Genomic DNA, 26,773 nt, shown 5'->3' with positions numbered 1-26,773 from the left:
CACCATATAGAAATAGAGACAAGAATAGAGCAGCGGTACGGGTATGACTCAGACCTTGGCTAATGTATACTCACACTAATTAATCGCCATTTTAGCGAAGAGACAAAGATGTTTGAGAATTTAACGGATCGATTATCCAAAACGCTGAAAAATATCAGTGGCAAAGGTCGTCTGACCGAAGACAACATTAAAGAGACCCTACGTGAAGTACGAATGGCCTTACTTGAAGCTGACGTTGCGCTTCCGGTTGTTCGTGAATTTGTTAACCGCGTTAAAGAAAAAGCGGTAGGTGTAGAAGTTTCTAAATCTCTGACTCCAGGTCAGGAATTTATCAAGATCGTTCAAACAGAACTTGAAGCCGTAATGGGTGAGTCGAATGAGGCGCTAAACCTTGCCGCTCAACCACCTGCTGTGCTTCTTATGGCGGGTCTACAAGGTGCGGGTAAAACCACATCGGTAGGTAAGCTATCTAAGCTTTTAAAAGAACGTGACAAGAAGAAAGTCTTGGTTGTGTCTGCCGACGTTTACCGCCCTGCGGCAATCAAGCAGCTTGAAACGCTGGCATCAGACATCGGTGTTGACTTCTTCCCATCATCACCAGACCAGAAGCCTATTGATATCGCCAATGCAGCGATTGACCATGCGAAGAAAAAATTCTACGACGTATTGATTGTCGATACCGCAGGTCGCTTGGCGATTGATGAAGAGATGATGGGGGAGATCAAAGATCTTCACGCAGCTATCAACCCAGTAGAAACGCTATTTGTTGTTGACGCTATGACGGGTCAAGACGCAGCAAATACAGCAAAAGCCTTTGGCGATGCGCTACCTCTTACCGGTGTGGTTCTAACTAAAGTTGATGGTGATGCTCGTGGTGGTGCGGCACTGTCAGTACGCCATGTAACGGGCAAACCAATCAAATTCTTGGGTGTCGGTGAAAAAACTGACGCGCTAGAACCGTTCCATCCAGATCGTGTTGCTTCACGTATTCTTGGTATGGGTGACGTTCTGTCTTTAATTGAAGACCTACAACGCAACGTTGACCAAGAAAAAGCAGAAAAGCTGGCGAAGAAGTTCAAAGAGAAGAAAGGTTTCGACCTTGAAGATTTCCGTGAACAGCTAGGCCAGATGCAAAACATGGGCGGCATGATGGGCATGATGGATAAGCTTCCTGGCATGTCTCAGCTACCAGACAATGTGAAAGACAAAGTCGATGACAAGATGTTCAAACAGATGGAAGCGATCATCAGCTCCATGACAATGAAAGAACGTCAACGCCCAGAGATTATCAAAGGCTCACGCAAGAAACGTATTGCGGCTGGTTCTGGTGTGCAGGTTCAAGACGTAAACCGCTTACTAAAACAGTTCACCCAAATGCAGAAGATGATGAAAAAGATGCAAAAAGGTGGCATGAAAGGCATGATGCGCAACATGCAAGGCATGATGGGCGGCATGGGTGGAGGCGGTGGCTTCAACCCATTTGGTCGTTAATTAATCGATCACGCATAGATTCAGGGTGTTAGGTACGTCACAAACTTTAAATTCAATTTATGTTGGTGAAAAAGTAACTAAACTCCTTGCATTGCTCCGGGAGAAGAGTAAAATTCCGGAGCTTTATTTTGGCACGAGACCCCAAACTATTTAATTTCTTGAATGGTTTTTGGGGTTAATTTTATTTTTGAGAAAGCAAAGAGGACGACATGGTAACCATTCGTTTGGCACGTCACGGCGCTAAAAAGCGTCCATTTTATCAAATCGTAGTAGCGGACAGCCGCAACGCTGCAACTGGCCGTTTCATCGAGAAAGTTGGTTTCTTCAACCCAACTGCTAAAGGTCAAGAAGAAGGTCTACGTCTAGACCTAGACCGCGTTAACCACTGGGTTGGTCAAGGCGCGTCTGTATCTGACCGCGTTGCTAAGCTAGTTAAAGACGCTCAAAAAGCGGCTTAATTTTTTACTTGAAAAGTAGAAACTAGTTTATGTCGATGAAAGGTAAAGAAACAATGAGCAACGAAAAGATTGTTGTAGGCAAGTTTGGTGCTACTTACGGCATTCGAGGTTGGCTTAAGGTTTTTTCCTACACAGACAATGCTGAAAGCATTTTCGATTACAGCCCTTGGTACATTAACCAAAAGGGTAAGTGGGTTGAGTACAAAGTAGAAAGCTGGAAGCGCCATAACAAAGGTATGGTGGCTAAGCTGGAAGGCATGGATGTTCGTGAAGACGCGCATCTAATGACGAACTTTGAAATTGCTATTGACCCTGCGGTACTGCCTGAATTGTCAGAAGATGAGTTCTACTGGCGCGAATTGTTTGGGATGCAAGTTGTAACTACTAAAGGTTACGATCTAGGTGTCGTTACTGACATGCTAGAAACTGGCTCAAACGATGTTCTGGTTGTTAAAGCAAATCTTAAAGATGCTTTCGGGCAGAAGGAACGATTAATCCCGTTCCTTGAAGAGCAAGTGATCATTAATGTTGATCGCGAAGCTCAACGGATCGAAGTTGACTGGGATCCTGGATTCTAATCTCCAAAATTACAGAGCGAGATAAACATGTGGGTTGGCGTTATTAGCCTTTTTCCAGAAATGTTCCGTTCTGTTACTGATTTTGGAGTAACAGGTCAAGCGGTTAAAAAAGGTCTTTTGTCGATTGAAACTTGGAATCCTAGAGATTTCACTCACGACAAACATCGCACAGTCGATGACCGACCTTACGGTGGTGGCCCTGGTATGTTAATGATGGTTCAGCCTTTGCGCGATGCCATTCATACCGCGAAAGCAGCCTCACCGGGCAAGACGAAAGTCATTTATCTTTCTCCTCAAGGTCGCAAGCTCGACCAGAAAGGAGTGGAAGAACTGGCAACGAATGAGAACTTGCTTCTGATTTGTGGTCGTTATGAAGGGGTAGATGAGCGCATCATTCAATCTGAAGTCGACGAAGAATGGTCGATTGGTGATTTTGTGATGACGGGTGGTGAGATACCAGCCATGACGTTAATCGACTCTGTCTCTCGGTTTGTTCCGGGTGTACTAGGGGATTTCGCGTCAGCAGAAGAAGACTCTTTTGCAAATGGCTTGTTAGATTGCCCTCACTATACGCGTCCAGAAGTGTTGGATGACAAAGAGGTACCAGCGGTACTGATGTCAGGCAATCACAAGGACATTCGTCAATGGCGACTAAAACAGTCGCTGGGCCGAACTTGGCTTAGAAGACCAGAGCTCCTGGAAAACCTAGCTCTGACTGACGAACAGGAACAATTACTTGCTGAGTTCATTAGTGAACATAACGCAAAGTAACCTAATTTATTTAGTATCAGTTTATTCTAGGAATTTAAAAAATGAGTAACATCATCAAAGCTCTTGAAGAAGAGCAAATGAAATCAGACCTACCTAAATTTGCACCAGGTGACACTGTTGTAGTTCAAGTTAAGGTAAAAGAAGGTGACCGTGAGCGTCTACAGGCTTTCGAAGGCGTTGTAATCGCAATCCGTAACCGTGGTCTACACTCTGCTTTCACTGTACGTAAAATCTCTAACGGTGAAGGTGTTGAGCGTACGTTCCAAACACACTCTCCAATCGTTGATAGCATCGAAGTTAAACGCCGTGGTGCAGTACGTCGTGCCAAGTTGTACTACCTACGTGAGCGTTCTGGTAAGTCTGCTCGTATCAAAGAGAAACTTGCTAAGAAGTAATGCTATAACTAGCGTTCTCATCTTAAACGGAGTCCTTTTAGGGCTCCGTTTTTTTATTTGTGTAATTAGCTTGCTCGTTTCTTTTCACCCGATCTGTACTGTCGATGCTCATGCACTGGCATACTCTCCACGCTTCCGCCTTGCTCGAATAAAAATAGCTTTGCTAGATCACAAAATAGTCAGAGTAGAAAAGGGATGAATGAATACCGATTACAGACCGCAATGGTTAAAATTCATCATTCTGGATAGCGACGAAGTAGCGGGATTCAGAATCTACTAGCCGAAAGCACTAGTGTTTAAGTCGTCAACTTCAGAAGAGTCCTTGCTGTGAGTGGATTCCTGATGTCGCTATGGTTCCTCGGAATGATGGCAAATGATGACCAAAGATTACAGGGCTCTGCGGTTAAAATTCGTCACTCTGGGCAGCGACGAAAGAGCGTGATTTAGACTCCCCAAGAAGGAGCCTAGGATATTCCTTTACCCTAGTGCCTTAATTAATACTGGTCTTCAGACCAGCCATCACTGTCGGACATATCGGGGGCGCCTGGGATGGTGTTTTCTTCATCTGCCCACTCACCAAAATCAATCATTTGGCATTTTTTACTGCAGAAAGGGCGATGAGGACTTTGTTCTCCCCATTCTACGTCGGCGCCACATTGTGGGCATTGAACGATGGTAATTTTAGACATAGTTGAGCGTCCCATTACTAATTGGTGTTAAAGGGTAGTATACCTAAATGAATTCAAGATGGCTTATTCAACGCGCTATTGCTGCTACGAAATGTTATCCAATATAAGCGTAATAAAGCGTTGAATTTTAGATTATGGGGGAGGCTTAGTGTCGTCTTAGCTGCACACAGCAAGTTCAAACTCAATATCTTGTGTGCACGCTTGACCGTTTTCAAACGACATAAACTTGATCGCAAAGCGGTTTTTATGGCCAGAAATCATAGGATAAACGCCATATTCCATTGGGATGTGAAGTCTTAGAATATTAGCTTCATCAGCGTCACTTTGGAAGAAACCCGCACGACCGATTTGAGCTTTAAAATGTCCGGTCTCTCTAGTGAGCTTTAACCATAATGAAAGCGCATCAGACAAGGGCCTTAAGCTTGCTTGCCACTGCTGCGCATCATGCTTTTTACGTTCAATGGGTAGGTGAAGCCAGTAATGTAACGCTGGCAAATCAAAACAACATGAACCACCCGGCAGATTAAAGCGTTGGCGGATAGAGCTTAAGAAGCGGTCTTCTTTTAGTGCTTGACCAAAACGCTCTGCACCCATCAGTTGGCTATGAACGACATCTATCTCTTGTAGTAGGGTATTTAATGCGTCTTGATCGACACCATCAACATTTAGCCAATGGCGGTACGATAGTCGTTGTTTCTCTAAATCTTTGGCCAGTTCACTTTTTAGCTGGATCTGTTCGAAAATTTCAACCATATCGAATAACGCACGGAAAAACAGTTGGTACTGGTGATTTTCGCTAAACCCAGAGGCCAAGTGAGCCTGACGCAGCAGAGACTCCACTCTTAGATAAATACGAGTTTTCTCATTTAACGGATGTTCAAATTTGTGCGTGGTCATCGACATAAGCCTTTGTGAGTTTCGTTCCTATTTTCGCAGATTTTTCTTACACATGGCTAGGTACTTTTCGTGCAAATCTGTGATTTGAAGCAAAAGATCTGGGTCACTTGGATTATTCTTAACCACATCGTCTGCAAGCGCGAGTCTTTGCTCTCTTGATGCTTGAGAGGCAAGGATGGCGCGAGCTTGTTCTTCACTCACATTGTCTCGTTTCATCGTGCGAGATATCTGTGTATTCGGTTCTACATCGACGACAAGAACTCGATCACACAAACTGTCTAGCTTGTTTTCTACGAGCAACGGCACCACAAGTAACGCATACTCTGAGGTGACTTGCTGCAAATCTTCGATCATCTTTTCACGAATTATCGGGTGCAACAGTGCGTTGAGCCATGCTTTTTCATCTGAGTTTGAAAAGATTTTCTCTCTCAGCTTTGCGCGATCTAAAGTTTGGTCTTCACGAACGATATCGTGACCAAAATGTTCAATAATCGCGTTTAGGCCGGGAGTGCCTGGCTCGACAACTTCTCTTGCTACAATGTCTGCATCGACGATATCGATTTTAAATTGTTGTTTGAACAGATTCGCGACGGTTGTTTTACCGCTAGCGATACCACCTGTTAAACCAATAACCAAAGCCATTTACACTCCTAGAACTGAAGTAAAGTACCAGTTTAAAATCTGGTCGCCCCAAATTAAGCTTATCCAACCAGCAATTGCTAAGTAAGGACCGAAAGGGAAAGCTTTTTCAATTCCCTGTTTTTGCAAGCGTAGTTGAATGATGCCAAATACGATGCCAACCACAGAAGAAAGTAGAATGATCATCGGCAGTGACTGCCAGCCCAGCCAAGCCCCTAGTGCTGCTAGTAGTTTAAAATCACCATATCCCATTCCTTCTTTACCAGTAAGTAGCTTAAAGCCCCAGTAAACGGACCAGAGACATAGGTAACCAGCAATAGCACCAATGACAGAATCTTGTAGAGTAACAGGACTTATTTCGACTAATGCTAAGGCAATGCCAGCCCAAGTTAATGGTAATGTTAATTGGTCAGGTAACAACATAGTATCGAGATCGATAAATGTTGCGGCGATTAAGATAAAAGTGAAAAAGAGTAGGGCAACGGTAAAGTAACTAAAACCAAAGTGGTAAGCGACAAAGCCTGAGCAGAACGCAGTGAGCAGTTCAATCAGTGGATAGCGTGCGCTAATGGCTGTCTGACAGTTGTGGCATTTGCCTTTTAAAAGCAGCCAGCTAATCACAGGGATGTTGTCTCGAATACGTATCGGCGTTGCGCACTTCTGACAGGAGGAGCGTGGGACGCTCAAGGTCAGCACTTCTTTAGGAGGTTCTATTCTGTATTCAGGAAATGACTCGGCACATTCGCGTCGCCATTCTAGTTCCATGATTTTAGGTAGTCGATAAATAACCACATTGAGGAAGCTACCCACGATCAGACCGAAGATGGTGGCAAACACAACGAATAGCCAAGGGTAGTACTGGAATACTTCCATATTTGTCTCTTGAGCGATGAGTGAAATCAGCAAGATGCTGTTTTAAAGGAGTTAACAGCTCATTCTAGCCCAATACACTCATTAAGTTAAAGATTGGCAAGTACATTGCTGTCACTAATCCGCCAACAACGATGCCTAAAAAAACGATAATTAGCGGCTCTAGAATTTTACTAAGGTTGTCGACGGTGTTATCGACTTCAAACTCGTAGATCGTTGCAACTTTATTGAGCATATCGTCAAGTCGACCAGACTCTTCACCGATCATGACCATTTGTAACACTAATTCAGGGAACACATTACAGTTACGCATGGCAACATACATTGGCATACCTGCGGCGGTATCACGGTAAACTTCTTCTATGGCGAGTTGATAGTGTAAGTTTCCTGAGGTTTTTGATGTGGTTTTTAAACTGGTTAGAATTGGAATACCCGCTGTAAAGCTTGTGGCGAGTGTTCGACTAAATTTGGCGATAGCGGCTTTTGATAATACAGGGCCAAGAACAGGAAATTTAAGCACAGAGCGATTGAGCATTAAGCGAAAAGAATCTGAACGCTTAGAGAGGATTCTCGCCGAGATGAATAGACTGATAGAGCCTAGTGCTATAAATGGGCTCCAGTTTTGTGTCCAGGCGGAAAGATCTAATACTTGCCTGGTAAACCAAGGTAAGTCAGCACCAAAACCAACAAACATTTTTTCAAACTCGGGAATGACTTTGGTGAGCATGATAAACGAGACGCCTAACGCTACTAGCACTACCATGGCTGGGTAAATCAAGGCTTTGATCACTTTCGCACGGAGTTGTTCATTTTTTTCTCGGTAGGTGGCTAAGCGCTCGAATACTTCTGCTAAGTTACCGGATTGCTCACCTGTTGCGATAAGGTCGGTATAGAGTGGGTCAAAGTGTTCACTTGCAGTGCGCATGGCTTTTGACATGGGTGTACCTGCCTCAACAGCGCGTGTCACGCTCATCAAAATGGATTTCATCTCTGCTTTTTTATGGTTTTCTGAGACCAATTTTAAAGCCTGAACTAAGGGCACACCGGTTATCAACATCGTCGAAATCTGACGGGTAAACACCGTGATGTCTCTGCCTTTCACGCGATGGCTGAGTTTAGTGAGAAACGAGATACTGCTTTTCTTTAACTTCTTGATCTTGATGTGTTGTGCGTCTAGACGCTCGCGTACTTCAATTTCTGTCATCGCGAGGGTTTGTCCAGACGTCTTTTTGCCTGAACTGTTGATGCCTTTCCAGCGGAAGTTTTTAAGTTGTGGTGTAGTGGTTTTCATAGAGGTGACTGCTGATTAAAGGATTAAAAATAAAGTACGCGCTGTAGTTCACTAAAACTTGTGATCCCTTGTTTGAGTTTTTCTATGCCCGACATTTGTAACGTGCTCATACCATTTGCGATGGCGAGTTTTTCTAGTTCATGTACCGACGCGCCTTTAATAAGCGCTTCGGAAAGAAATTCATCAAAGCGCATCACTTCATAAATCCCCGTTCGGCCGGAATAACCATGGGTACACTCATTGCATCCATCGGGATTGGCTTTAAAAATGTTGTCGCTTGTTTGAATTCCGAGATGTTGTAGCTGAACGGTAAGCTCCTGCGACTGTTTGCAGTGCGAGCACAGTTTTCGGGCCAAGCGCTGGGCAATAATCAAACTAAGAGAGGAGGCCAAGTTAAAGCTTTCTACGCCCATGTTTGATAAACGAATCACCGTTTCAGCCGCAGAATTGGTATGCAAGGTTGAAAGTACTAAGTGACCGGTTTGCGATGCTTTTATAGCGATTTCGGCGGTATCTAAATCACGAATCTCACCGACCATTACTACATCGGGGTCTTGACGTAAGAAAGAGCGCAGGGCTTCGGCAAAACCAAAACCAATCTTAGGCTGAACTTGAACTTGGTTAATGCCCGATAAGTTAATTTCTACGGGGTCTTCTGCCGTGGAAATGTTGATTTCTGGTTTATTGAGAATACTCAGCCCAGTGTACAGAGAAACGGTTTTCCCGCTCCCAGTTGGGCCTGTCATCAGAATCATGCCTTGTGGGCGACGCAGCGCATCCAAGTACAATTGTTTTTGTTGTTCGCTATAACCAAGCTTGTCGATATCCAGTGACGCAGAGCTGCTGTCGAGCAGTCGTAATACAATTTTCTCTCCGAATAGAGTCGGTAGCGTGGATACACGCATATCAATCGCGGTGTCTTGATTCAACTTGAGCTTAATACGCCCATCTTGTGGTAAACGCCGCTCTGCAATATCAAGCTTAGAGAGGATTTTGATACGAGCGGATAAGCGGCGACTTAAGTGGCTTGGTGGCTGCTGTGTTTCGATTAAGATGCCATCACAGCGTAGGCGAACGCGGTACATCTTTTCATAAGGTTCAAAGTGGATATCGGATGCGCCTTTGCGCACAGCGTCCAACAGAATTTGGTTTATGTAACGGCTAACAGGAGATTCGTCTTGGCTCAAGTCTTCAATGTTGTCGATTTCATCTGCGCCCACATCAACCAGGTTGGCTAATTCTTCTTGGTTTATCTCTTTTAATCCAGACTTCTCGTGACTCAATGAACGACCATATAATCGTCGGATTGCCGCGCTGAGTTGACGAAAATCCGCCAACACCAATTCAATCTGTAAACCAGTGGCAAAGCGGAAATCATCTTCAGCTTGTTGATTAGTGGGGTCGGCAACCGCTAATAATAACGTTGAAGGCGTGCGGTTGAGCGGGAGTGCGTTATGTCGAGTGATTAATTCACGTAGACCGAGTTGTTGACAAAGCGAAGCGTACTCATACTGAGATAACTCGGGCTGATTTAAACCAAAAATAGAACTTAAGTGCTCGGCCAGTTCGCTTGATGTGAAGAATCCAGAGCTGAGTAAAGCTTCCGGCATCGAGATGCCAGAAGCTTTAACTTGCTCTATTAACGATTCTTCTTGGGAAAACGTCAGTAATCCTTTTTGACGAAGAATGGTTGAGAGGTTGTGCAACATTTATTAGCTACAACCGTCAAGTGTTACACCTGTCGTATTCGCACAAGTCCATCCTGTGGTACCTCTAGATAGTGTTAAAGTTGTAGTGTCTAAAGCACCACCAACAAAAGTAAATGTAATATCAGGGCTTGCAACAGCTAGTGTCCCAAGTGTATTCGCATCCGTTGCAGAGCCTAAAGCCCCGATATTGGACAAAGCTCCATTCTGCTGCCATTCAAGCTCTGCTGGAGTTTGAAGTGCCTTCAGCGTTGCTAATGCTGAGGATGCTTCCCCTTTTTTTACGTAGTCTTGATAGGCAGGGATAGCTATTGCCGCCAAAACACCAATAATTGCCACCACAATCATCAATTCAATCAGAGTAAAACCCTGTTGTTTTTTCTGTTTACTATTTTTCATTTTTAACCCTTTCCTAAAAATTAATAATGCTATTGCATTGGCGAAAGATTATGGAGAGTTAAGGTGGGTTGAAAATGGGGAAGAGATGGGCTCTCGAGTGAGATAAAACTCTTTGGTGAAAAGTTGCATATCGCATGCAGAGTTTTGCGAGTAGTACTATTTTTTTAATGGATAAAAAGAAAGGGCCTATTGGCCCTTTTTAATGATGAATTACTCACAACTCACTGAGTTAGTTGAAGTAATTTAGGTTGTGTTGCTTTTATTATTTGAAGCGCATCGAAAGATCCATCGCTTTTAGATGCTTAGTCAACGCGCCTACCGAAATGTAATCGACACCGGTTTCTGCGTATTCTGCGATGGTCTCTAGCGTAATGTTGCCGGAGTTTTCTAAAGCGGCACGACCTGCGTTAATCGCTACGGCTTCACGCATCATTTCTTTTGTGAAGTTATCTAGCATGATGATGTCGGCACCAGCGTCTATCGCTTGTTTCAACTCTTCTAAGCTTTCCGTTTCTACTTCTACCGGTTTGCCTGGGTTAAGCTCTTTCGCTTTTTGGATGGCTTGAGTGATGCCACCACAAGCAATAATGTGGTTTTCTTTAATGAGGTAAGCATCGAACACACCGATGCGATGGTTAAAGCCACCACCGCACGTCACGGCGTATTTTAGTGCGCTACGCAGACCTGGAATGGTTTTGCGTGTGTCTAGTAGACGACACTCAGTATGCGCGATTTTTTCAGCGTACTCTGCGGTAACTGTTGCGCAGCCAGACAGCGTTTGGATGAAGTTCATTGCGTTACGCTCACCAGTCAACAAGTCACGAGCAGGGCCTGTCAGCGTGCAAAGGGTTTGGTTAGGTTCGACTTTATCGCCGTCCTTTACGTGCCATTCAATGCTGACCTTACCACCGAGCTGCTTAAAAACTTCATCAGCCCATGCTTGACCACAGAACACACCATGCTCACGAGTAATAATCGTTGCGGTATTGACCGCATCGGCAGGGATCAAAGATGCAGTAATGTCGTTATCTGCGTCGACACTGCCACCTAGATCTTCTTTTAAGGTATCAGCGACAGAGCGAGTGATCTCTAAAGGGAGTTGTTGTTTAAGGTATTCTAGGCGTTCTTGAATGTTGTGTGTGTTCTTCATCGCAAATCTTGTCTTGAAAGGGAGATGGCAACGAATGATACTCTCCGGTGTCAATAATTTCAGCAGTTAATTTGCAAAGTAGAGAGGTTGATATGCGCCCAATTATCGAGAATGGCTGGCTGACACAGGCAAAGCATGTTCCGTCACCATTTTTTGATGTCCGCTCTGATATAAACGACATCTCTCTGCTGGTGGTACACAACATCAGTTTGCCTCCTGGGCAGTTTGGTGGACCATATATAGAGGACTTCTTCACTGGCAAGCTAGACCCAAACGCACATCCATTTTTTGAAGTTATTCACAAAATGGGCGTTTCTGCACATTGCTTGATTAAGAGAAACGGCGAGGTCGTTCAATTTGTTTCTTTTCTCGATAGAGCATGGCATGCCGGTCAATCCAGTTTCGCGGGCAGGGAGCGTTGTAATGACTATTCCATTGGTATCGAGCTTGAAGGGACAGAATTTACTGCCTACACAGAAGCGCAATATCAATCACTTGCAGAGATCACTGAGGTAATTATGCAGTCTTATCCCCACATCACCCTGCCACGAATTACCGGTCATCAATATATTGCGCCCTTGAGAAAAAGCGATCCTGGTCTAAGCTTTGATTGGGTGAAATATAGACAGCTTATACAGCGTTGATTTGTAGCGAAAGTGTAAATTCAAAAAAGCGAAATAAATAAGGCATACGATCAGGTATGCCTTTTTTTGATACCAGAAATATTAATGATTGTTAAAAGTTAACTACATTTTTACGCTCGTATACGCCGTTTTGGTGAAGAAATAGACTGATAATTTTGTCATTTTCTGTATTTCTTTTCCAAAATTGCTAGCACGTCGACTTCCCATTTGTATGCTTTATGTAATTGGTCATACCAATTCTATTGCTGTTTTAACAGTCGGTTGTTATCAGACTGTTGGAAGTAAGCTCGTTCTATGATTTAGGTCAATTTTCGGCTGGACAGTGGCGTTTTAATTATGTTAATTTCTGCACCAACTTAAAATTGGTATTACCAATTACCTGCAAGAGTAGAAGAACAATAAATTATGGCTTATCAAAGGATTCGTCAGCCAAAACTCTCTGATGTTATAGAACAAGAGTTAGAAAGGTTGATAGTGGAAGGAACATTGTCTCCGGGGCAACAACTGCCTCCAGAGCGTGAACTGGCAAGACAGTTCGATGTGTCTCGTCCTTCAGTCCGAGAAGCCATTCAACGCTTAGAAGCGAAGCGTTTGTTAACTCGTCGCCAAGGTGGCGGAACATTCGTAAGTGAGAATATCTGGAAGAGCTTTTCAGATCCCTTGTTGAATTTGTTGTCTAGTCATTCTGAAACCCAGCTTGATGTGCTTGAGTCTCGTCATGCAATGGAAGGAATTTCAGCTTACTTTGCAGCTTTACGTGGTACCGAAGAAGATTTTGCGCGTATTCAAGGTTGCCTTGAGCGCATTAGCCAAGAGCAAGCAAACAACGATATCGAAGCTGAATCTGCAGAAGTGATGCAATTTTTGATCGCTTTGACAGAAGCTGCGCACAACGTGGTTTTGTTGCACATTGTTCGAAGCTTAGCGCCTTTGCTTGAGCAAAATATTCTACAAAATTTTAAATTACTACGTCGCCGCCCAGAAGCGGTCGAGAAAGTCAGTAAACACCGAGCCAATATCGTGGATGCGATTGTTTCTGGTCAGCCTGAAAAGGCGCGAGAAATGTCCCACTCGCACTTGGCTTACATCGAAGAAACATTGTTGGATTTGACTCGAGAAGAGTCTCGACGAGAGCGTTCTCTACGTCGAATTCAGCAGGGTAATGACTCGTAAGAGCGTTACTTAAATAAGTAGATCCAACCAACAGAAGGATAGATCGCCATGTCTGATATGAAGCATGACGTAGATGCACTGGAAACTCAAGAATGGCTACAAGCGCTTGAGTCAGTTGTACGTGAAGAAGGTCTAGAGCGTGCTCAATTCCTATTAGAGCAAGTTCTAGATAAAGCACGTCTAGACGGTGTTGATATGCCAACAGGTATCACAACTAACTACATCAACACGATTCCTGCAGACCAAGAACCAGCATACCCAGGTGACACAACACTTGAGCGTCGTATTCGCTCAATTATTCGTTGGAACGCTATCATGATCGTTCTACGTGCATCTAAGAAAGACCTAGAGCTAGGCGGCCACATGGCGTCTTTCCAGTCTTCTGCTGCGTTCTACGAGACATGTTTCAACCACTTCTTCCGTGCGCCGAACGAGAAGGACGGTGGCGACCTAGTTTACTACCAAGGTCACATTTCACCAGGTATCTACTCACGTGCATTCGTTGAAGGTCGTCTAACTGAAGAGCAGCTAGACAACTTCCGTCAAGAAGTAGACGGCAAAGGTATTCCTTCATACCCGCACCCTAAACTGATGCCTGAATTCTGGCAGTTCCCGACAGTATCGATGGGCCTAGGTCCAATCGCTTCTATCTACCAAGCTCGTTTCCTTAAGTACCTAGAAGGCCGTGGTCTGAAAGATACTTCAGAGCAGCGCGTTTACGCGTTCCTAGGTGACGGTGAGATGGATGAACCAGAATCACGTGGTGCTATCTCTTTCGCTGCGCGTGAGAAACTAGACAACCTATGTTTCCTAATCAACTGTAACCTACAGCGTCTAGATGGCCCTGTAATGGGTAACGGTAAGATCATTCAAGAACTTGAAGGTCTGTTCAAAGGTGCTGGTTGGAACGTAGTGAAAGTAATCTGGGGTAACAACTGGGATTCACTACTAGCTAAAGATACTTCTGGTAAGCTTCTACAGCTTATGAACGAAACGATCGATGGCGACTACCAAACATTCAAATCAAAAGATGGCGCGTACGTACGTGAGCACTTCTTTGGTAAGTACCCAGAGACAGCGGCACTTGTTGCTGACATGACTGATGACGAAATCTTCGCACTTAAGCGTGGTGGTCACGAGTCTTCTAAGCTATACGCGGCATACAAAAACGCGGCAGAAACTAAAGGTCGTCCAACAGTAATCCTAGCTAAGACTGTTAAAGGTTACGGCATGGGTGAAGCGGCTGAAGGTAAGAACATCGCGCACCAAGTTAAGAAGATGGACATGACTCACGTACTACACCTACGTGATCGTCTAGGTCTTCAAGACATCCTAACTGACGAAGCTGTGAAAGAACTTCCGTACCTGAAACTTGAAGAAGGTTCAAAAGAGTACGAATACCTACACGCTCGTCGTAAAGCGCTACACGGCTACACACCACAGCGTCTACCAAAATTCACTCAAGAATTCATCGTTCCTGAGCTAGAAGAATTCAAGCCACTACTAGAAGAACAGAAGCGTGATATCTCTTCTACTATGGCATTCGTACGTGCACTAAACGTTCTACTTAAGAACAAGAACATTGGTAAGAACATCGTTCCTATCATTGCTGACGAAGCGCGTACATTCGGTATGGAAGGTCTGTTCCGTCAAATCGGTATCTACAACCCGCACGGTCAAACTTACACACCAGAAGACCGTGGCGTTGTCTCTTACTACAAAGAAGCGACTTCAGGTCAGGTTCTACAAGAAGGTATCAACGAGCTAGGTGCTATGTCTTCATGGGTTGCTGCTGCGACTTCATACTCGACAAACGACCTACCAATGATTCCGTTCTACATCTACTACTCAATGTTCGGCTTCCAACGTGTTGGCGACATGGCGTGGATGGCTGGTGACCAACAAGCACGTGGTTTCCTACTAGGTGCAACTGCGGGTCGTACAACGTTGAACGGTGAAGGTCTACAGCACGAAGACGGCCACTCGCACATTTTGGCGGGTACGGTTCCTAACTGTATTTCTTACGACCCAACATTCGCGTACGAAGTAGCTGTAATCATGCAAGACGGTATCCGTCGCATGTACGGTCCAGAACAAGAAAACGTGTTCTACTACCTAACGCTAATGAACGAAAACTACGCAATGCCAGCAATGCCAGAAGGCGCTGAAGAAGGCATCCGTAAAGGTATCTACAAGCTAGAAACTTACACGGGCGACAAAGCGAAAGTTCAGCTGATGAGCTCTGGTACTATCATGAATGAAGTACGTAAAGCAGCTCAAATCCTAAGCGAAGATTACGGTGTTGCTTCTGATGTTTACTCTGTAACGTCATTCAACGAACTAACTCGCGATGGCCAAGATGCAGAGCGTTTCAACATGCTTCACCCAGAAGCGGAAGCGAAAGTACCTTACATCCAAACAGTAATGGGTACTGAGCCTGCTATCGCAGCAACTGACTACATGAAGAACTACGCAGAGCAGGTTCGTGCATACATTCCTGCTGAGTCTTTCAAAGTTCTTGGTACTGATGGCTTCGGTCGTTCAGACAGCCGTGAAAACCTACGTCGTCACTTCGAAGTGAACGCAGGTTACGTAGTAGTAGCAGCGCTAACTGAACTAGCGAAACGTGGCGAAGTTGAGAAATCTGTAGTTGCAGAAGCAATTAAGAAATTCGACATCGACACAGAGAAAACAAACCCGCTATACGCTTAATTAAGAAGGTAGATAAGAAATGGCAATCGAAATTAATGTACCAGACATCGGTGCGGATGAGGTTGAAGTTACTGAGATTCTTGTAAGCGTTGGCGACAAGGTTGAAGAAGAGCAGTCTCTGATCACAGTTGAAGGCGATAAAGCTTCTATGGAAGTTCCTGCTTCTCAAGCGGGTATCGTTAAAGAAATCAAAGTTGCAGAAGGCGACAAGGTTTCTACTGGTTCTCTAATCATGATTTTCGAAGCCGAGGGTGCAGCTGACGCTGCACCTGCTCCTGCGGCAGAAGCAGCTCCAGCAGCAGCTCCAGCTCCAGCAGCAGCGGCAGAACTAAAAGAAGTTCACGTACCAGACATCGGTGGTGATGAAGTAGAAGTTACTGAAATCATGGTTGCCGTTGGCGACAGCATCGAAGAAGAGCAATCTCTTCTAACTGTTGAAGGCGACAAAGCTTCTATGGAAGTTCCAGCGCCATTCGCAGGTACTCTAAAAGAGATCAAAGTTGCAGCAGGCGATAAAGTATCGACTGGCTCACTTATCATGGTGTTCGAAACAGCAGGTTCAGGCGCTCCAGCAGCACCAGCGGCAACTGAAGCTCCTGCGGCAGCAGCTCCAGCAGCGTCTGCGGCAAAAGAAGTGAACGTTCCAGATATCGGCGGCGACGAAGTTGAAGTTACTGAGATCATGGTTGCCGTTGGCGACACAGTGGAAGAAGAGCAATCTCTAATCACTGTTGAAGGTGACAAAGCTTCTATGGAAGTTCCTGCACCATTTGCTGGTACAGTGAAAGAAATCAAGATTGCAGCTGGCGACAAAGTGTCTACTGGCTCACTAATCATGGTATTCGAAGTGGCGGGCGCAGCTCCAGCTCCTGCAGCGGCTCCAGCTCAAGCAGCAGCACCTGCGGCTCCTAAAGCAGAAGCTCCAGCGGCAGCAGCTCCAGCAGCGACTGGCGATTTCAAAGAGAACGACGAGTACGCTCACGCGTCTCCAGTTGTTCGTCGTCTAGCGCGTGAATTTGGCGTTAACCTTTCTAAGGTTAAAGGTTCTGGTCGTAAGAGCCGTATCCTAAAAGAAGACGTTCAAGCTTACGTGAAAGATGCACTTAAGCGTCTTGAGTCTGGCGCAGGTGCAGCAGCATCTGGCAAAGGCGACGGCGCGGCTCTTGGTCTACTACCATGGCCAAAAGTGGACTTCAGCAAGTTTGGTGAGACAGAAGTTCAACCGCTATCTCGCATCAAGAAGATCTCTGGCGCAAACCTACACCGTAACTGGGTAATGATCCCGCACGTTACACAGTGGGATAACGCAGACATCACGGCTCTTGAAGCATTCCGTAAAGAGCAAAACGCGATTGAAGCGAAGAAAGACACTGGCATGAAGATCACACCACTTGTGTTCATCATGAAAGCGGTAGCTAAAGCGCTTGAAGCGTTCCCAGCGTTCAACTCTTCTCTATCAGAAGACGGTGAGAGCCTAATTCTGAAGAAATACGTGAATGTTGGTATCGCGGTAGATACACCAAACGGTCTAGTTGTTCCTGTATTTAAAGACGTGAACAAGAAAGGCATCTACGAGCTATCTGAAGAGCTAATGGCGGTTTCTAAGAAAGCACGTGCTGGTAAGCTAACTGCTGCTGACATGCAAGGTGGCTGTTTCACTATCTCTAGCCTAGGCGGTATCGGCGGTACAGCGTTTACTCCAATCGTAAACGCACCAGAAGTTGGTATCCTAGGTGTGTCTAAGTCAGAAATGAAACCGGTATGGAACGGTAAAGAGTTCGAACCGCGTCTACAACTTCCACTGTCTCTATCATACGACCACCGTGTGATCGATGGTGCTGAAGGTGCGCGCTTCATCACTTACCTAAACTCATGTCTATCTGACATTCGTCGTCTAGTTCTGTAATAGAAATTAGATGAATGAGAGGCGGCAACTTAGCCGCCTCTGCTAATCATAATTACCGACAATTTGGTTATCAGCCTTGCTTCGTTCAGGGTTTTCACAATCGAATTGTTGTCTAGCTCACAGGCTAAATTGATTTACTTTTCACACCATTAACATCTCTGTAAACTGTTAGCGGTCTGAAAATAACTGTTTAAAACAAATCTCTCTTAAACATAAAAAATCGATACCCACTCAGCCTGTTAGGGATAATGACTACAAGAGGTCAAAATGAGCAAAGAAATTAAAGCCCAAGTTGTTGTACTTGGTTCTGGTCCTGCTGGTTACTCCGCTGCATTCCGTTGTGCGGACTTAGGTCTTGAAACTGTACTAGTTGAACGTTACAGCACGCTTGGCGGTGTATGTCTGAACGTGGGTTGTATCCCATCTAAAGCACTGCTTCACGTTTCTAAAGTAATTGAGGAAGCGAAAGCGATGGCTGACCACGGCGTTGTGTTCGGTGAGCCTCAAACAGACATCAGCAAAATCCGCATCTGGAAAGAAAAAGTTGTTAATCAACTAACTGGCGGCCTAAGCGGCATGGCTAAGATGCGTAACGTTACAGTAGTTAACGGTTACGGTAAGTTCACTGGCCCTAACTCTATCCTTGTAGAAGGCGAAGGTGAGCCAACAGTTGTTAACTTTGACAATGCAATCGTTGCGGCTGGTTCTCGTCCAATCAAACTGCCATTTATCCCGCATGAAGACCCACGTATTTGGGACTCTACTGACGCTCTTGAACTAAAAGAAGTGCCAGAAAAACTGCTTATCATGGGTGGTGGTATCATCGGTCTAGAAATGGGTACGGTTTACCACTCTCTAGGTTCTAAAGTTGAAGTTGTTGAAATGTTTGACCAGGTAATTCCTGCAGCAGACAAAGATATCGTGAAAGTATTTACTAAGCGTATCAAAGACAAGTTCAAGCTAATGCTAGAAACGAAAGTAACAGCAGTTGAAGCAAAAGAAGACGGTATCTACGTTTCAATGGAAGGCAAGAAAGCGCCAGCTGAAGCTGAGCGTTACGATGCGGTTCTAGTTGCTATCGGTCGTGTACCAAATGGTAAGCTAATCGACGGTGAAAAAGCGGGTCTAGAAATTGACGAGCGTGGCTTCATCAACGTTGATAAGCAAATGCGTACTAACGTTCCTCACATCTTCGCGATCGGTGATATCGTTGGTCAACCAATGCTTGCTCACAAAGGTGTGCATGAAGGTCACGTAGCAGCTGAAGTTATCTCTGGTAAGAAGCACTACTTCGACCCTAAAGTTATCCCTTCAATTGCGTACACTGAGCCAGAAGTAGCTTGGGTTGGTAAGACTGAAAAAGAAGCGAAAGAAGAAGGCATCAAGTACGAAGTGGCGACATTCCCATGGGCAGCATCAGGTCGTGCAATCGCATCTGACTGTGCAGACGGTATGACTAAGCTAATCTTCGACAAAGAAACTCACCGCGTAATCGGTGGTGCTATCGTTGGTACTAACGGTGGTGAACTACTTGGTGAAATCGGCCTTGCAATTGAGATGGGCTGTGATGCAGAAGATATCGCTCTGACTATCCACGCTCACCCAACTCTACACGAGTCTGTAGGTCTAGCTGCTGAAGTATTTGAAGGTTCAATCACTGACCTGCCAAACAAAAAAGCAGTTAAGAAGAAGTAAGCTTTTTCTGACTGAATGATAGAAACCGCTGCATTGCAGCGGTTTTTTATGCTTGTTAGTTAGGAATGTAAAACGTGTGTTCAGCTGACAGCAGACAATAAAAAGCCCACCAAACGGTGGGCTGATATATATCGTGAGTTAAGCTTTAGTGTTCACGGTTGTAAATGCAAAGCATGTCTAAGTATGAACTAACAAGGTGCTTAAGTTCCGCTTCACTTTTTGCACGGTTCGCTTGGACAAACAGTGAGTAACAAATACCATGGAACAAGTTTGCCAAGTGTTCTGAATCGTGCTGGTCACACACTTCGCCACGTTCAATCGCTTTAATGAACATGTTTTGTACCAGCAACTGGTTAGTACGGTTAGTTGAAACAAACAATGGCCATACTTCATCACGTGTTGAAGCACTCCACTCGAACCAAACTTTTAGCCAGTGACAATCTTGGCTGACAAGCTCTATCATCGCATTAGTAATATTGGCGATGTTTTCACGCGCGTGTAAGTCTAAGTCAATGTTATCCGATAGGAAGTTCGAGAACTGACGTACGACGTGGTTGAGTACTTCATCCACTAAGTCTTCACGAGTCGGGAAGTAGTTAAAAACGGTCGCCACAGAAACTTGAGCGATTTCTGCGATATCAGCGTGACCACCACGACCGATGCCGCGGCGCGCAAACACTTCCAATGCGATTTCCATTAACTGTTGCTTACGCTTAATCGGGGAAAGCCTAGTTCTAGGTCTCTTTGCAATTGAGTCCATATCCATTTTCCTTGCCATTTGAGTTGATATTGGGGGTAACCCCCTAATTGATTATTTTAATAGTTGCTTAAAGCAGTGATGAGTGTAATGGTGCATATCAACAAGGTCAACATCTGTAGAACAATTTATATACAGTAATGTCATTATTATTGATAAAATTAGCTATGAACTTTATAAAACTAAGACCTTCTTCCAAGATTTTTTGGCAACAGGATGTGACTTTCAACCCAATGAACGTGGTGATACACTACACGCCGTAAGATTAGGTGATCGTTTGCGTGCGACTTACCTCAACCCACAAATTAGATTGAGCACAGTATGAAACATACAATAGAAGTCATGATTTCTGAGCAAGAAGTTCAGGAACGAGTTCGTGAATTAGGCAAACAAATTACAGAGCGTTATCAAGGTAGTGAAGATCTTGTGTTGGTAGGCTTATTGCGTGGCTCATTTGTATTTATGGCAGACTTGGCACGTGCTATCGAACTGACTCACCAAGTTGATTTTATGACTGCGTCAAGCTACGGCAACACAATGGAAAGTTCACGTGACGTTCGTATCTTGAAAGATTTGGATGATGACATCAAAGGCAAAGACATTTTGCTTGTTGAAGACATCATTGATACAGGTAACACACTAAATAAAATCCGTGAGATCTTATCGCTGCGTGAGCCAAAGTCTATCGCGATTTGTACGCTCTTAGATAAACCATCTCGTCGTGAAGTGAATGTTCCTGTGGATTGGATTGGTTTTGAAATCCCAGATGAGTTTGTCGTTGGTGTGGGTATTGATTACGCGCAGAAATACCGCCACTTACCATACATCGGTAAAGTTGTACCTCAAGAATAATTATTGAGAGCAGCATTAAAAATATAAAAAAACGCCCATCTCAGATGGGCGTTTTTTTGTTCAACTCTTAGATGTAGCTTAGCGACAAAGCAGCTTATTGTCTGTATTTAGAATCGTCGAAAGGGCTTTCTGATAAGACGCTTCTACGGTTTCCTTAGAGTTAGAACGAATGCCTAAGTACTCTAAACGACCATCTTCAATGCCGTATACCACGCCATGAATTTCAACATCTTGCCCACGCTCCCAAGCGTTTTGCAGGATGGTTGAGTTACCCAAGTTGTACACTTGCTCTGCAACATTAAGCTCGCCTAGTTTATCCGCTCGATCTTGCTGCGGCATTTGATCTAGGTAAGTGCGGTGTTTGAAATAGATATCTCTTATATGTAACAGCCAATTATTAATAAGACCTAGCTTAGGGTTATCAATGGCAGCGTTTACGCCACCACAGCCATAGTGTCCACAGACAATGATGTGCTTAACCTTAAGAACGTCTACGGCGTATTGAACGACGGACAGACAGTTGAGATCAGTATGGATGACTTGGTTTGCAACATTCCGATGAACGAATAGTTCACCCGAGTATAGTCCGGTTAGTCGCTCGGCAGGGACACGGCTATCAGAACAGCCAATCCAAAGAAAATCGGGCTTTTGACCCTCTGCGAGTTTTGCGAAGTATTCAGGTCGATCAGATTTGATCTCTTGAGACCATTTTGAATTGTTTTCAAATAACTGTTTAATTTCCGGCATCTTGCAAACTACTTCCCTTAAAAGACAAAAGCGCTGCCGCTTATATGAACATGCAAGCGATCAGTGTTGTAACTATACACAATGTTACAATTTCGATCTCGTTAAATATTCGTCAGACAGGACTCATCTGACTAGTTTTCATCAATAAAAACGTAAAATTAGGCCTAATTATTTGTGGTGTGAATTTAGCCTTAATCTATTTATGGTTTAAATTTTCGCCTGGCTCGTTAAAGTAATGACATTTTACTTTTTAAAATTGAATGCAGGGAAATCAGCAGTGTTCGGTAGTCGTTTTGAAGATATTAATTTCAAAGGGGATGTATTTGGCGGGGTAACCACAGCGATTATCTCTCTTCCTTTGGCGTTAGCGTTCGGTGTTGCATCCGGTGCAGGGGCAGAAGCAGGCCTCTGGGGCGCAATAATGGTCGGTCTGTTTGCTTCGTTGTTTGGTGGTTCTAATACGTTAATATCAGAACCAACAGGGCCAATGACGGTAATCATGACCGCTGTGTTAACCAGTATGATGGCGAAGTATCCAGGAACGGGCATGGCCATGACCTTCACGGTTGTTATGATGGCTGGCGCGTTCCAAATCCTATTAGGGACGTTAAAACTGGGTAAATACGTTACCTTGATGCCTTATAGCGTGATTTCGGGCTTTATGTCAGGGATTGGCGTGATTCTTATCATTTTGCAGCTATCACCTTTGATGGGGCATGCCGCGCCTTCTGGAGGAGTGCTCGGAACATTATCTGCTTTGCCGGAGACTATTTCTAACCTTAAGTTCAGTGAACTGTTTTTAGGTCTACTAACTTTGGGGATTCTCTTTTTCTTCCCTAAGCAATATCGAAAATATGTACCAGCGCAACTCGTGGCGTTGGTTGCGGTGACTTTGTTGTCTGTGATGCTCTTTGATACGGAAGACATTCGTCGTATCGGTGAAATCCCGGCTGGATTGCCTTCTCTCGTTGCACCTCATATTGATCCAGATATGTTTGTTGAGATGGTTATTGATGCGTTGGTGCTCGGCACCTTAGGTTGTATCGATACTTTGTTGACGGCGGTTATCGGTGACTCCTTGACTCGTAAAGAGCACGACTCAGACAAAGAACTGCGAGGCCAAGGCCTTGCCAACATGATCTCAGGCTTGTTCGGTGCACTACCTGGCGCGGGCGCAACCATGGGCACGGTGACTAACATTCAAGTTGGGGCTCGTTCGCCATTGTCCGGTGTGATTCGTGCACTTATGCTTGCATTGGTCGTATTGGTTGCTGGTGGATTAACGGAGCCGATCCCAATGGCAGTGTTGGCTGGCATTGCAGTATATGTCGGCTTTAACATTTTGGATTGGAGTTTTATTCAACGAGCACACAAGGTTAGCTTTTCCGGAATGGCGGTAATGTATGGCGTTATGTTGCTCACAGTGTTCGTTGATCTTATCGTTGCCGTGGGCTTGGGCGTCTTTATTTCCAACATTATTATCATTGAGCGTCTGAGCCGAGAACAGGCGAGACAAGTGAAAGCGATCAGCGACGCGGATGAAGACGATGTGCCGCTAACTGACAGCGAGCGTGGCTTGCTTGATCGCGCCAATGGCAAAGTACTGTTCTTTTATCTTTCGGGCCCAATGATCTTCAGTGTTTCTAAGGCAATTTCACGCCAGCACTCCAGTATTTCGGATTATGATGTGATGATTCTCGATCTTACCGATGTACCTATGATTGATGTTACTGTCGGTTTAGCGTTAGAAAACGCGATTAAAGATGCGCTCGATGCTAATTGTGCCGTGTATTTGTTGTGTCCAAATGAGCGCACGCGAGAACAGCTAGAAAAGTTCCACGTTATTGATCTTGTCCCGAATGACAATATGTACCAATTCCGTTATGAAGCATTAAATGCGGCGGTAGCACATGTCGAGGCGGACCAGTATCAGCGTATAACGGCGTAATCACTCTGATCGTTAAAACGCAACAGCGCTCTGTTGCGTTTTTTATTCCCTAACTTTTCCTTACTTGCAGATAACCTTTACGTTGATAGGGACTATATTTCCAATATTATCGAAAGGTTTAATTGTAATCATCGTTATTCAACGATAAACTGATGGACCTCCAGTACAATACCCAAGGCGATTTCGTAGTAAACCGCTGATAAACATCGAGTCGGTATTAGTAATCACAAACAAACGGCAATCACGACCTTATGTACGCATTAGAAATTGAACAGCTGCGCAAGACGTATGCAGGTGGCTTTGAGGCATTAAAAGGTATTAGTCTCCAAGTGAAAAAGGGTGACTTCTACGCGCTTCTGGGTCCCAATGGTGCAGGAAAATCGACCACGATCGGCATCATCTCTTCCTTAGTGAACAAAACTTCTGGGACGACGAAAGTTTTCGGTTATGACATTGATACCGACCTTGAGTTGGCCAAACAGAATTTAGGCTTGGTGCCACAAGAGTTCAACTTCAATCAGTTTGAAACTGTTGAACAAATCGTGATGCAGCAAGCGGGCTATTACGGTGTGTCTAAAGTATTAGCCAAAGAACGAGCTGAAAAGTACCTGAAAAAACTCGATTTATGGGAAAAACGTAAAGAGCGTGCCCGTAATTTATCTGGCGGGATGAAGCGCCGTTTGATGATCGCCCGAGCTTTGATGCACGAGCCGCAGTTGCTCATTTTGGATGAGCCAACGGCTGGGGTGGACATTGAACTACGCCGCTCAATGTGGGAATTTCTGAAAGAGATCAACCAAGAGCAAGGGATTACGATTATTTTGACGACGCACTACCTAGAAGAAGCGGAGATGCTGTGTCGAAATATCGGCATTATTAACCGAGGTGAGTTGATCGAAAACACCACCATGAAGGCGTTGCTAGGTAAGTTAAGCGTCGAGACATTTATCCTAGACATTGAATCTGAAGGCGAGGTGCCTGAGCTTGAAGGCGTCAATCGACAAAGTATTGTTGATGGCTCTTTAGAGATAGAGCTAGATAAAAGCCAAGGATTGAATTCAGTGTTCAGTCAGTTAACAGAGCATGGTATTAAAGTTCTTTCAATGCGTAACAAAGCCAACCGACTGGAAGAGTTGTTTGTTAGCATTGTAAGAGAAGGGAGTAAGTAAATGTACGGTTTATATTGGACGGCATTTCGTAGCTTGCTGAGCAAAGAGATCACCCGTTTTACGCGTATTTGGGTGCAAACTTTAGTTCCGCCTGCAATCACAATGACACTGTATTTCATCATTTTCGGTAATCTTATTGGCTCTCGAATCGGTGAGATGAGCGGCTTTAGCTACATGGAGTACATAGTTCCAGGTTTGATCATGATGTCGGTTATCACCAATTCATACTCGAATGTGGCGTCTTCGTTCTTTAGTGCAAAGCTACAGAAGAACATTGAAGAGCTGCTGGTGGCACCGGTGCCAAATTACGTGATTATTGCTGGATACGTAATGGGCGGTGTGACTCGAGGTTTGTTAGTAGGCGCTATTGTTACCTGTGTGTCTCTATTGTTTGTGGATCTGCAAGTTGAACACTGGGGTATTATTGTTGCGACCGTCTTCATGACATCCGTTGTATTTGCTCTAGGCGGGCTGATCAATGCGGTCTATGCAAAAACGTTTGATGATATTTCGATCATTCCTACATTTGTGTTGACCCCGTTAACCTACTTGGGTGGTGTTTTTTATTCCATCAGCTTACTGCCTGAATTTTGGCAAGGTGTCTCTAAGATTAACCCAATCGTCTACATGGTGAATGCGTTCCGTTATGGTTTTTTAGGCGTATCGGATGTAGGTATTGTCACTTCATTCAGTGTGCTTGCGGTGTTTGTGATAGCGCTGTATGCCGTTGCTCATTACTTAGTAACGAAAGGTATTGGGCTAAGAAGCTAAGACTCTCCCACACAACAAAGAGCAGCGAATCATGCTGCTCTTTGGCATGCATAACAATACATACCCATACAATCTTTCAGTTTTTATCATGATAGGTTTCAATCATTTGTAATAAATGAGTGATCCTATGAATATTGTCCCGCCGCCGCCTTTCTCCTATCAGTTACTTAAGCCCAAATATTGGTCTGTATGGCTAGCATTTGGCTCTCTAGCGGTTATTGTAAATCTACTCCCTTACGTGGTGTTGCAAATCTTAGGTAGAGGCATCGGTTGTGTTGCGATGCATGTAATGAAGCGCCGACACAAGATCGCTCTGCGTAATCTCCAGCTGTGTTTCCCTGATTTTACGGATTGGCAATGTAAGGACGTAGTACGAAAAAACTTTCAATATACGGGAATGGCGATCATCGAAACGGGCATAGCGTGGTTTTGGCCAGATTGGCGGATTCGTCGGATAACCTCTACTGTTGGAAAAGATCGTTTACTCGCTGAGGAAAAGAATGGCCGTGGTGTGTTGGTGGTGTGCAGTCACCATTTAAACTTGGAGATAACCGCTCGTATTTTTAGCCAGTTTGCCAAAGGTTACGGTGTGTATCGCCCAAACACGAACCCTGCTTATGAGTTTATTCAACATCGAGGTCGAACTCGTTTTGGGCATCAAATGATTGATCGAAAAGACGTTAAATCAATGCTCAAAATTCTGAAAAATGGTCATCGACTGTGGTATTTGCCCGACCATGATTATGGCGTCAGCCATTCTGTTTTTGCGCCGTTCTTTGCTGTTGAACAAGCCGCGAGTACCGTGGGCTCTAGTGTGCTTATAGACGCAACAAAGTGTGCGGTCATATCTGGCGTCACAGTGAGCAAGAATCACCATTACACGTTGTATATTGGAAAAGATATCAGTGAGCGTTTCGAGAGGCGTAATGCGATTAAAGCGGCAAGTATCTTGAATCAAGAACTCGAGAAAATGATAAAACGTGATATTCCAGCGTGGATGTGGCTGCACAAGCGGTTTAAAACACGCCCTGAAGGGTTAGATTGCGTCTATACGTAGAACATAAA

General features: G+C 44.6%; 25 protein-coding genes. 15 read left to right on the top strand and 10 right to left on the bottom strand.

All coding sequences use genetic code 11. From position 1 onward, the window contains the following. The first annotated feature begins 108 nt into the window (after nt 1–108). The 5 genes from ffh to rplS all read left to right on the top strand — a co-directional run bounded on the left by ffh (nt 109) and on the right by rplS (nt 3,693). Complete coding sequence (gene ffh / locus J8Z23_RS13175) at nt 109–1,491, top strand: signal recognition particle protein (protein ID WP_005385423.1); 1,383 nt, start codon at nt 109–111, stop codon at nt 1,489–1,491. 209 nt (nt 1,492–1,700) lie between these two features. Next, nucleotides 1,701–1,949, top strand: coding sequence for a 30S ribosomal protein S16 (gene rpsP, locus J8Z23_RS13170; protein ID WP_005379962.1), 249 nt, complete (start codon nt 1,701–1,703; stop codon nt 1,947–1,949). A 29-nt stretch (nt 1,950–1,978) separates the two neighbouring features. Further along, complete coding sequence (gene rimM / locus J8Z23_RS13165) at nt 1,979–2,527, top strand: ribosome maturation factor RimM (RefSeq protein WP_005379964.1); 549 nt, start codon at nt 1,979–1,981, stop codon at nt 2,525–2,527. Between the two features lie 27 nt (nt 2,528–2,554). Beyond that, on the top strand, nt 2,555–3,298 hold the full coding sequence (trmD, locus tag J8Z23_RS13160) for a tRNA (guanosine(37)-N1)-methyltransferase TrmD (RefSeq protein WP_005425529.1): 744 nt from the start codon (nt 2,555–2,557) through the stop codon (nt 3,296–3,298). A 41-nt stretch (nt 3,299–3,339) separates the two neighbouring features. Continuing rightward, on the top strand, nt 3,340–3,693 hold the full coding sequence (gene rplS, locus J8Z23_RS13155; RefSeq protein ID WP_005379971.1) for a 50S ribosomal protein L19: 354 nt from the start codon (nt 3,340–3,342) through the stop codon (nt 3,691–3,693). Between the two features lie 494 nt (nt 3,694–4,187). Here the strand turns inward: rplS and yacG are convergent, their stop codons facing one another. From yacG to nadC, 8 genes are all read right to left on the bottom strand, one after another. Further along, nucleotides 4,188–4,382, bottom strand: coding sequence for a DNA gyrase inhibitor YacG (yacG, locus tag J8Z23_RS13150; RefSeq protein WP_264904458.1), 195 nt, complete (start codon nt 4,380–4,382; stop codon nt 4,188–4,190). 156 nt (nt 4,383–4,538) lie between these two features. Beyond that, nucleotides 4,539–5,279: a cell division protein ZapD gene (zapD, locus tag J8Z23_RS13145; RefSeq protein WP_005396691.1), complete on the bottom strand. Its 741-nt coding sequence runs from the start codon at nt 5,277–5,279 to the stop codon at nt 4,539–4,541. A gap of 27 nt (nt 5,280–5,306) precedes the next feature. Then, complete coding sequence (gene coaE, locus J8Z23_RS13140) at nt 5,307–5,921, bottom strand: dephospho-CoA kinase (protein ID WP_047008979.1); 615 nt, start codon at nt 5,919–5,921, stop codon at nt 5,307–5,309. Further along, a complete protein-coding gene (locus J8Z23_RS13135) occupies nt 5,922–6,791 on the bottom strand; it encodes a prepilin peptidase (RefSeq protein WP_434633862.1) in 870 nt (289 codons plus the stop codon). Nucleotides 6,792–6,855: 64 nt separating this feature from the next. Beyond that, complete coding sequence (locus J8Z23_RS13130; protein ID WP_074191781.1) at nt 6,856–8,079, bottom strand: type II secretion system F family protein; 1,224 nt, start codon at nt 8,077–8,079, stop codon at nt 6,856–6,858. 23 nt (nt 8,080–8,102) lie between these two features. After that, nucleotides 8,103–9,788 carry a type IV-A pilus assembly ATPase PilB gene (gene pilB / locus J8Z23_RS13125; RefSeq protein ID WP_301659779.1) on the bottom strand — a complete coding sequence of 562 codons (1,686 nt, stop codon included), beginning with the start codon at nt 9,786–9,788 and terminating at the stop codon, nt 8,103–8,105. A 3-nt stretch (nt 9,789–9,791) separates the two neighbouring features. Next, nucleotides 9,792–10,184: a pilin gene (locus J8Z23_RS13120; RefSeq protein ID WP_301659778.1), complete on the bottom strand. Its 393-nt coding sequence runs from the start codon at nt 10,182–10,184 to the stop codon at nt 9,792–9,794. A gap of 262 nt (nt 10,185–10,446) precedes the next feature. After that, nucleotides 10,447–11,334 (bottom strand): carboxylating nicotinate-nucleotide diphosphorylase, encoded by an 888-nt coding sequence (gene nadC, locus J8Z23_RS13115; protein ID WP_053809204.1) that lies wholly within the window; start codon nt 11,332–11,334, stop codon nt 10,447–10,449. A gap of 92 nt (nt 11,335–11,426) precedes the next feature. Here nadC and ampD point away from each other — a divergent pair, with 92 nt between their 5' ends. The 5 genes from ampD to lpdA all read left to right on the top strand — a co-directional run bounded on the left by ampD (nt 11,427) and on the right by lpdA (nt 19,464). Continuing rightward, a complete protein-coding gene (gene ampD / locus J8Z23_RS13110) occupies nt 11,427–11,978 on the top strand; it encodes a 1,6-anhydro-N-acetylmuramyl-L-alanine amidase AmpD (protein ID WP_104970938.1) in 552 nt (183 codons plus the stop codon). 405 nt (nt 11,979–12,383) lie between these two features. Continuing rightward, nucleotides 12,384–13,151, top strand: coding sequence for a pyruvate dehydrogenase complex transcriptional repressor PdhR (gene pdhR, locus J8Z23_RS13105; protein ID WP_005396680.1), 768 nt, complete (start codon nt 12,384–12,386; stop codon nt 13,149–13,151). 48 nt (nt 13,152–13,199) lie between these two features. Further along, nucleotides 13,200–15,863, top strand: a complete 2,664-nt coding sequence (gene aceE, locus J8Z23_RS13100) for a pyruvate dehydrogenase (acetyl-transferring), homodimeric type (protein WP_005396679.1) — start codon at nt 13,200–13,202, stop codon at nt 15,861–15,863. A gap of 19 nt (nt 15,864–15,882) precedes the next feature. Further along, entirely contained in the window at nt 15,883–17,769 is a 1,887-nt protein-coding gene (gene aceF, locus J8Z23_RS13095; RefSeq protein WP_434633857.1) for a pyruvate dehydrogenase complex dihydrolipoyllysine-residue acetyltransferase, read from the top strand. Nucleotides 17,770–18,036: 267 nt separating this feature from the next. Further along, complete coding sequence (gene lpdA, locus J8Z23_RS13090) at nt 18,037–19,464, top strand: dihydrolipoyl dehydrogenase (protein WP_005379993.1); 1,428 nt, start codon at nt 18,037–18,039, stop codon at nt 19,462–19,464. Between the two features lie 145 nt (nt 19,465–19,609). On the opposite strand, the gene opaR is transcribed toward lpdA, so the two are convergent. Continuing rightward, complete coding sequence (opaR, locus tag J8Z23_RS13085; protein WP_031780576.1) at nt 19,610–20,224, bottom strand: transcriptional regulator OpaR; 615 nt, start codon at nt 20,222–20,224, stop codon at nt 19,610–19,612. Nucleotides 20,225–20,542: 318 nt separating this feature from the next. Here opaR and hpt point away from each other — a divergent pair, with 318 nt between their 5' ends. After that, entirely contained in the window at nt 20,543–21,073 is a 531-nt protein-coding gene (gene hpt / locus J8Z23_RS13080) for a hypoxanthine phosphoribosyltransferase (RefSeq protein ID WP_005379995.1), read from the top strand. Between the two features lie 78 nt (nt 21,074–21,151). Here hpt and can read toward each other — a convergent pair whose 3' ends face one another. Further along, nucleotides 21,152–21,820: a carbonate dehydratase gene (gene can, locus J8Z23_RS13075; protein WP_005379996.1), complete on the bottom strand. Its 669-nt coding sequence runs from the start codon at nt 21,818–21,820 to the stop codon at nt 21,152–21,154. Nucleotides 21,821–22,097: 277 nt separating this feature from the next. Here can and J8Z23_RS13070 point away from each other — a divergent pair, with 277 nt between their 5' ends. From J8Z23_RS13070 to J8Z23_RS13055, 4 genes are all read left to right on the top strand, one after another. Further along, a complete protein-coding gene (locus J8Z23_RS13070) occupies nt 22,098–23,768 on the top strand; it encodes a SulP family inorganic anion transporter (RefSeq protein ID WP_145532543.1) in 1,671 nt (556 codons plus the stop codon). Between the two features lie 251 nt (nt 23,769–24,019). Beyond that, on the top strand, nt 24,020–24,937 hold the full coding sequence (locus J8Z23_RS13065; RefSeq protein WP_005396713.1) for an ABC transporter ATP-binding protein: 918 nt from the start codon (nt 24,020–24,022) through the stop codon (nt 24,935–24,937). Further along, nucleotides 24,938–25,708, top strand: coding sequence for an ABC transporter permease (locus J8Z23_RS13060; protein WP_005396714.1), 771 nt, complete (start codon nt 24,938–24,940; stop codon nt 25,706–25,708). It begins immediately after the preceding gene. A 127-nt stretch (nt 25,709–25,835) separates the two neighbouring features. Further along, the gene (locus J8Z23_RS13055; RefSeq protein ID WP_258586490.1) at nt 25,836–26,765 is read left to right on the top strand and encodes a Kdo(2)-lipid IV(A) acyltransferase; all 930 of its coding nucleotides are present in this window, start codon (nt 25,836–25,838) and stop codon (nt 26,763–26,765) included. Nucleotides 26,766–26,773 lie beyond the last annotated feature (8 nt).

It is taken from the genome of Vibrio sp. SCSIO 43086, assembly GCF_051132235.1.
Lineage (GTDB): Bacteria > Pseudomonadota > Gammaproteobacteria > Enterobacterales > Vibrionaceae > Vibrio > Vibrio diabolicus.
This window is presented reverse-complemented; position numbering and strand designations above follow the sequence as displayed.

Coding starts and splice junctions, on each gene's coding strand:
- nadC (WP_053809204.1), bottom strand. CDS start 11,334: ATGAAGAACACACACAACATTCAAGAACGCCTAGAATACCTTAAACAA.
- hpt (WP_005379995.1), top strand. CDS start 20,543: ATGAAACATACAATAGAAGTCATGATTTCTGAGCAAGAAGTTCAGGAA.
- pdhR (WP_005396680.1), top strand. CDS start 12,384: ATGGCTTATCAAAGGATTCGTCAGCCAAAACTCTCTGATGTTATAGAA.
- can (WP_005379996.1), bottom strand. CDS start 21,820: ATGCCGGAAATTAAACAGTTATTTGAAAACAATTCAAAATGGTCTCAA.
- aceE (WP_005396679.1), top strand. CDS start 13,200: ATGTCTGATATGAAGCATGACGTAGATGCACTGGAAACTCAAGAATGG.
- J8Z23_RS13055 (WP_258586490.1), top strand. CDS start 25,836: ATGAATATTGTCCCGCCGCCGCCTTTCTCCTATCAGTTACTTAAGCCC.
- rpsP (WP_005379962.1), top strand. CDS start 1,701: ATGGTAACCATTCGTTTGGCACGTCACGGCGCTAAAAAGCGTCCATTT.
- J8Z23_RS13135 (WP_434633862.1), bottom strand. CDS start 6,791: ATGGAAGTATTCCAGTACTACCCTTGGCTATTCGTTGTGTTTGCCACC.
- rplS (WP_005379971.1), top strand. CDS start 3,340: ATGAGTAACATCATCAAAGCTCTTGAAGAAGAGCAAATGAAATCAGAC.
- ampD (WP_104970938.1), top strand. CDS start 11,427: ATGCGCCCAATTATCGAGAATGGCTGGCTGACACAGGCAAAGCATGTT.
- J8Z23_RS13120 (WP_301659778.1), bottom strand. CDS start 10,184: ATGAAAAATAGTAAACAGAAAAAACAACAGGGTTTTACTCTGATTGAA.
- opaR (WP_031780576.1), bottom strand. CDS start 20,224: ATGGACTCAATTGCAAAGAGACCTAGAACTAGGCTTTCCCCGATTAAG.
- yacG (WP_264904458.1), bottom strand. CDS start 4,382: ATGTCTAAAATTACCATCGTTCAATGCCCACAATGTGGCGCCGACGTA.
- pilB (WP_301659779.1), bottom strand. CDS start 9,788: ATGTTGCACAACCTCTCAACCATTCTTCGTCAAAAAGGATTACTGACG.
- trmD (WP_005425529.1), top strand. CDS start 2,555: ATGTGGGTTGGCGTTATTAGCCTTTTTCCAGAAATGTTCCGTTCTGTT.
- coaE (WP_047008979.1), bottom strand. CDS start 5,921: ATGGCTTTGGTTATTGGTTTAACAGGTGGTATCGCTAGCGGTAAAACA.
- J8Z23_RS13060 (WP_005396714.1), top strand. CDS start 24,938: ATGTACGGTTTATATTGGACGGCATTTCGTAGCTTGCTGAGCAAAGAG.
- J8Z23_RS13065 (WP_005396713.1), top strand. CDS start 24,020: ATGTACGCATTAGAAATTGAACAGCTGCGCAAGACGTATGCAGGTGGC.
- J8Z23_RS13130 (WP_074191781.1), bottom strand. CDS start 8,079: ATGAAAACCACTACACCACAACTTAAAAACTTCCGCTGGAAAGGCATC.
- ffh (WP_005385423.1), top strand. CDS start 109: ATGTTTGAGAATTTAACGGATCGATTATCCAAAACGCTGAAAAATATC.
- rimM (WP_005379964.1), top strand. CDS start 1,979: ATGTCGATGAAAGGTAAAGAAACAATGAGCAACGAAAAGATTGTTGTA.
- lpdA (WP_005379993.1), top strand. CDS start 18,037: ATGAGCAAAGAAATTAAAGCCCAAGTTGTTGTACTTGGTTCTGGTCCT.
- aceF (WP_434633857.1), top strand. CDS start 15,883: ATGGCAATCGAAATTAATGTACCAGACATCGGTGCGGATGAGGTTGAA.
- zapD (WP_005396691.1), bottom strand. CDS start 5,279: ATGACCACGCACAAATTTGAACATCCGTTAAATGAGAAAACTCGTATT.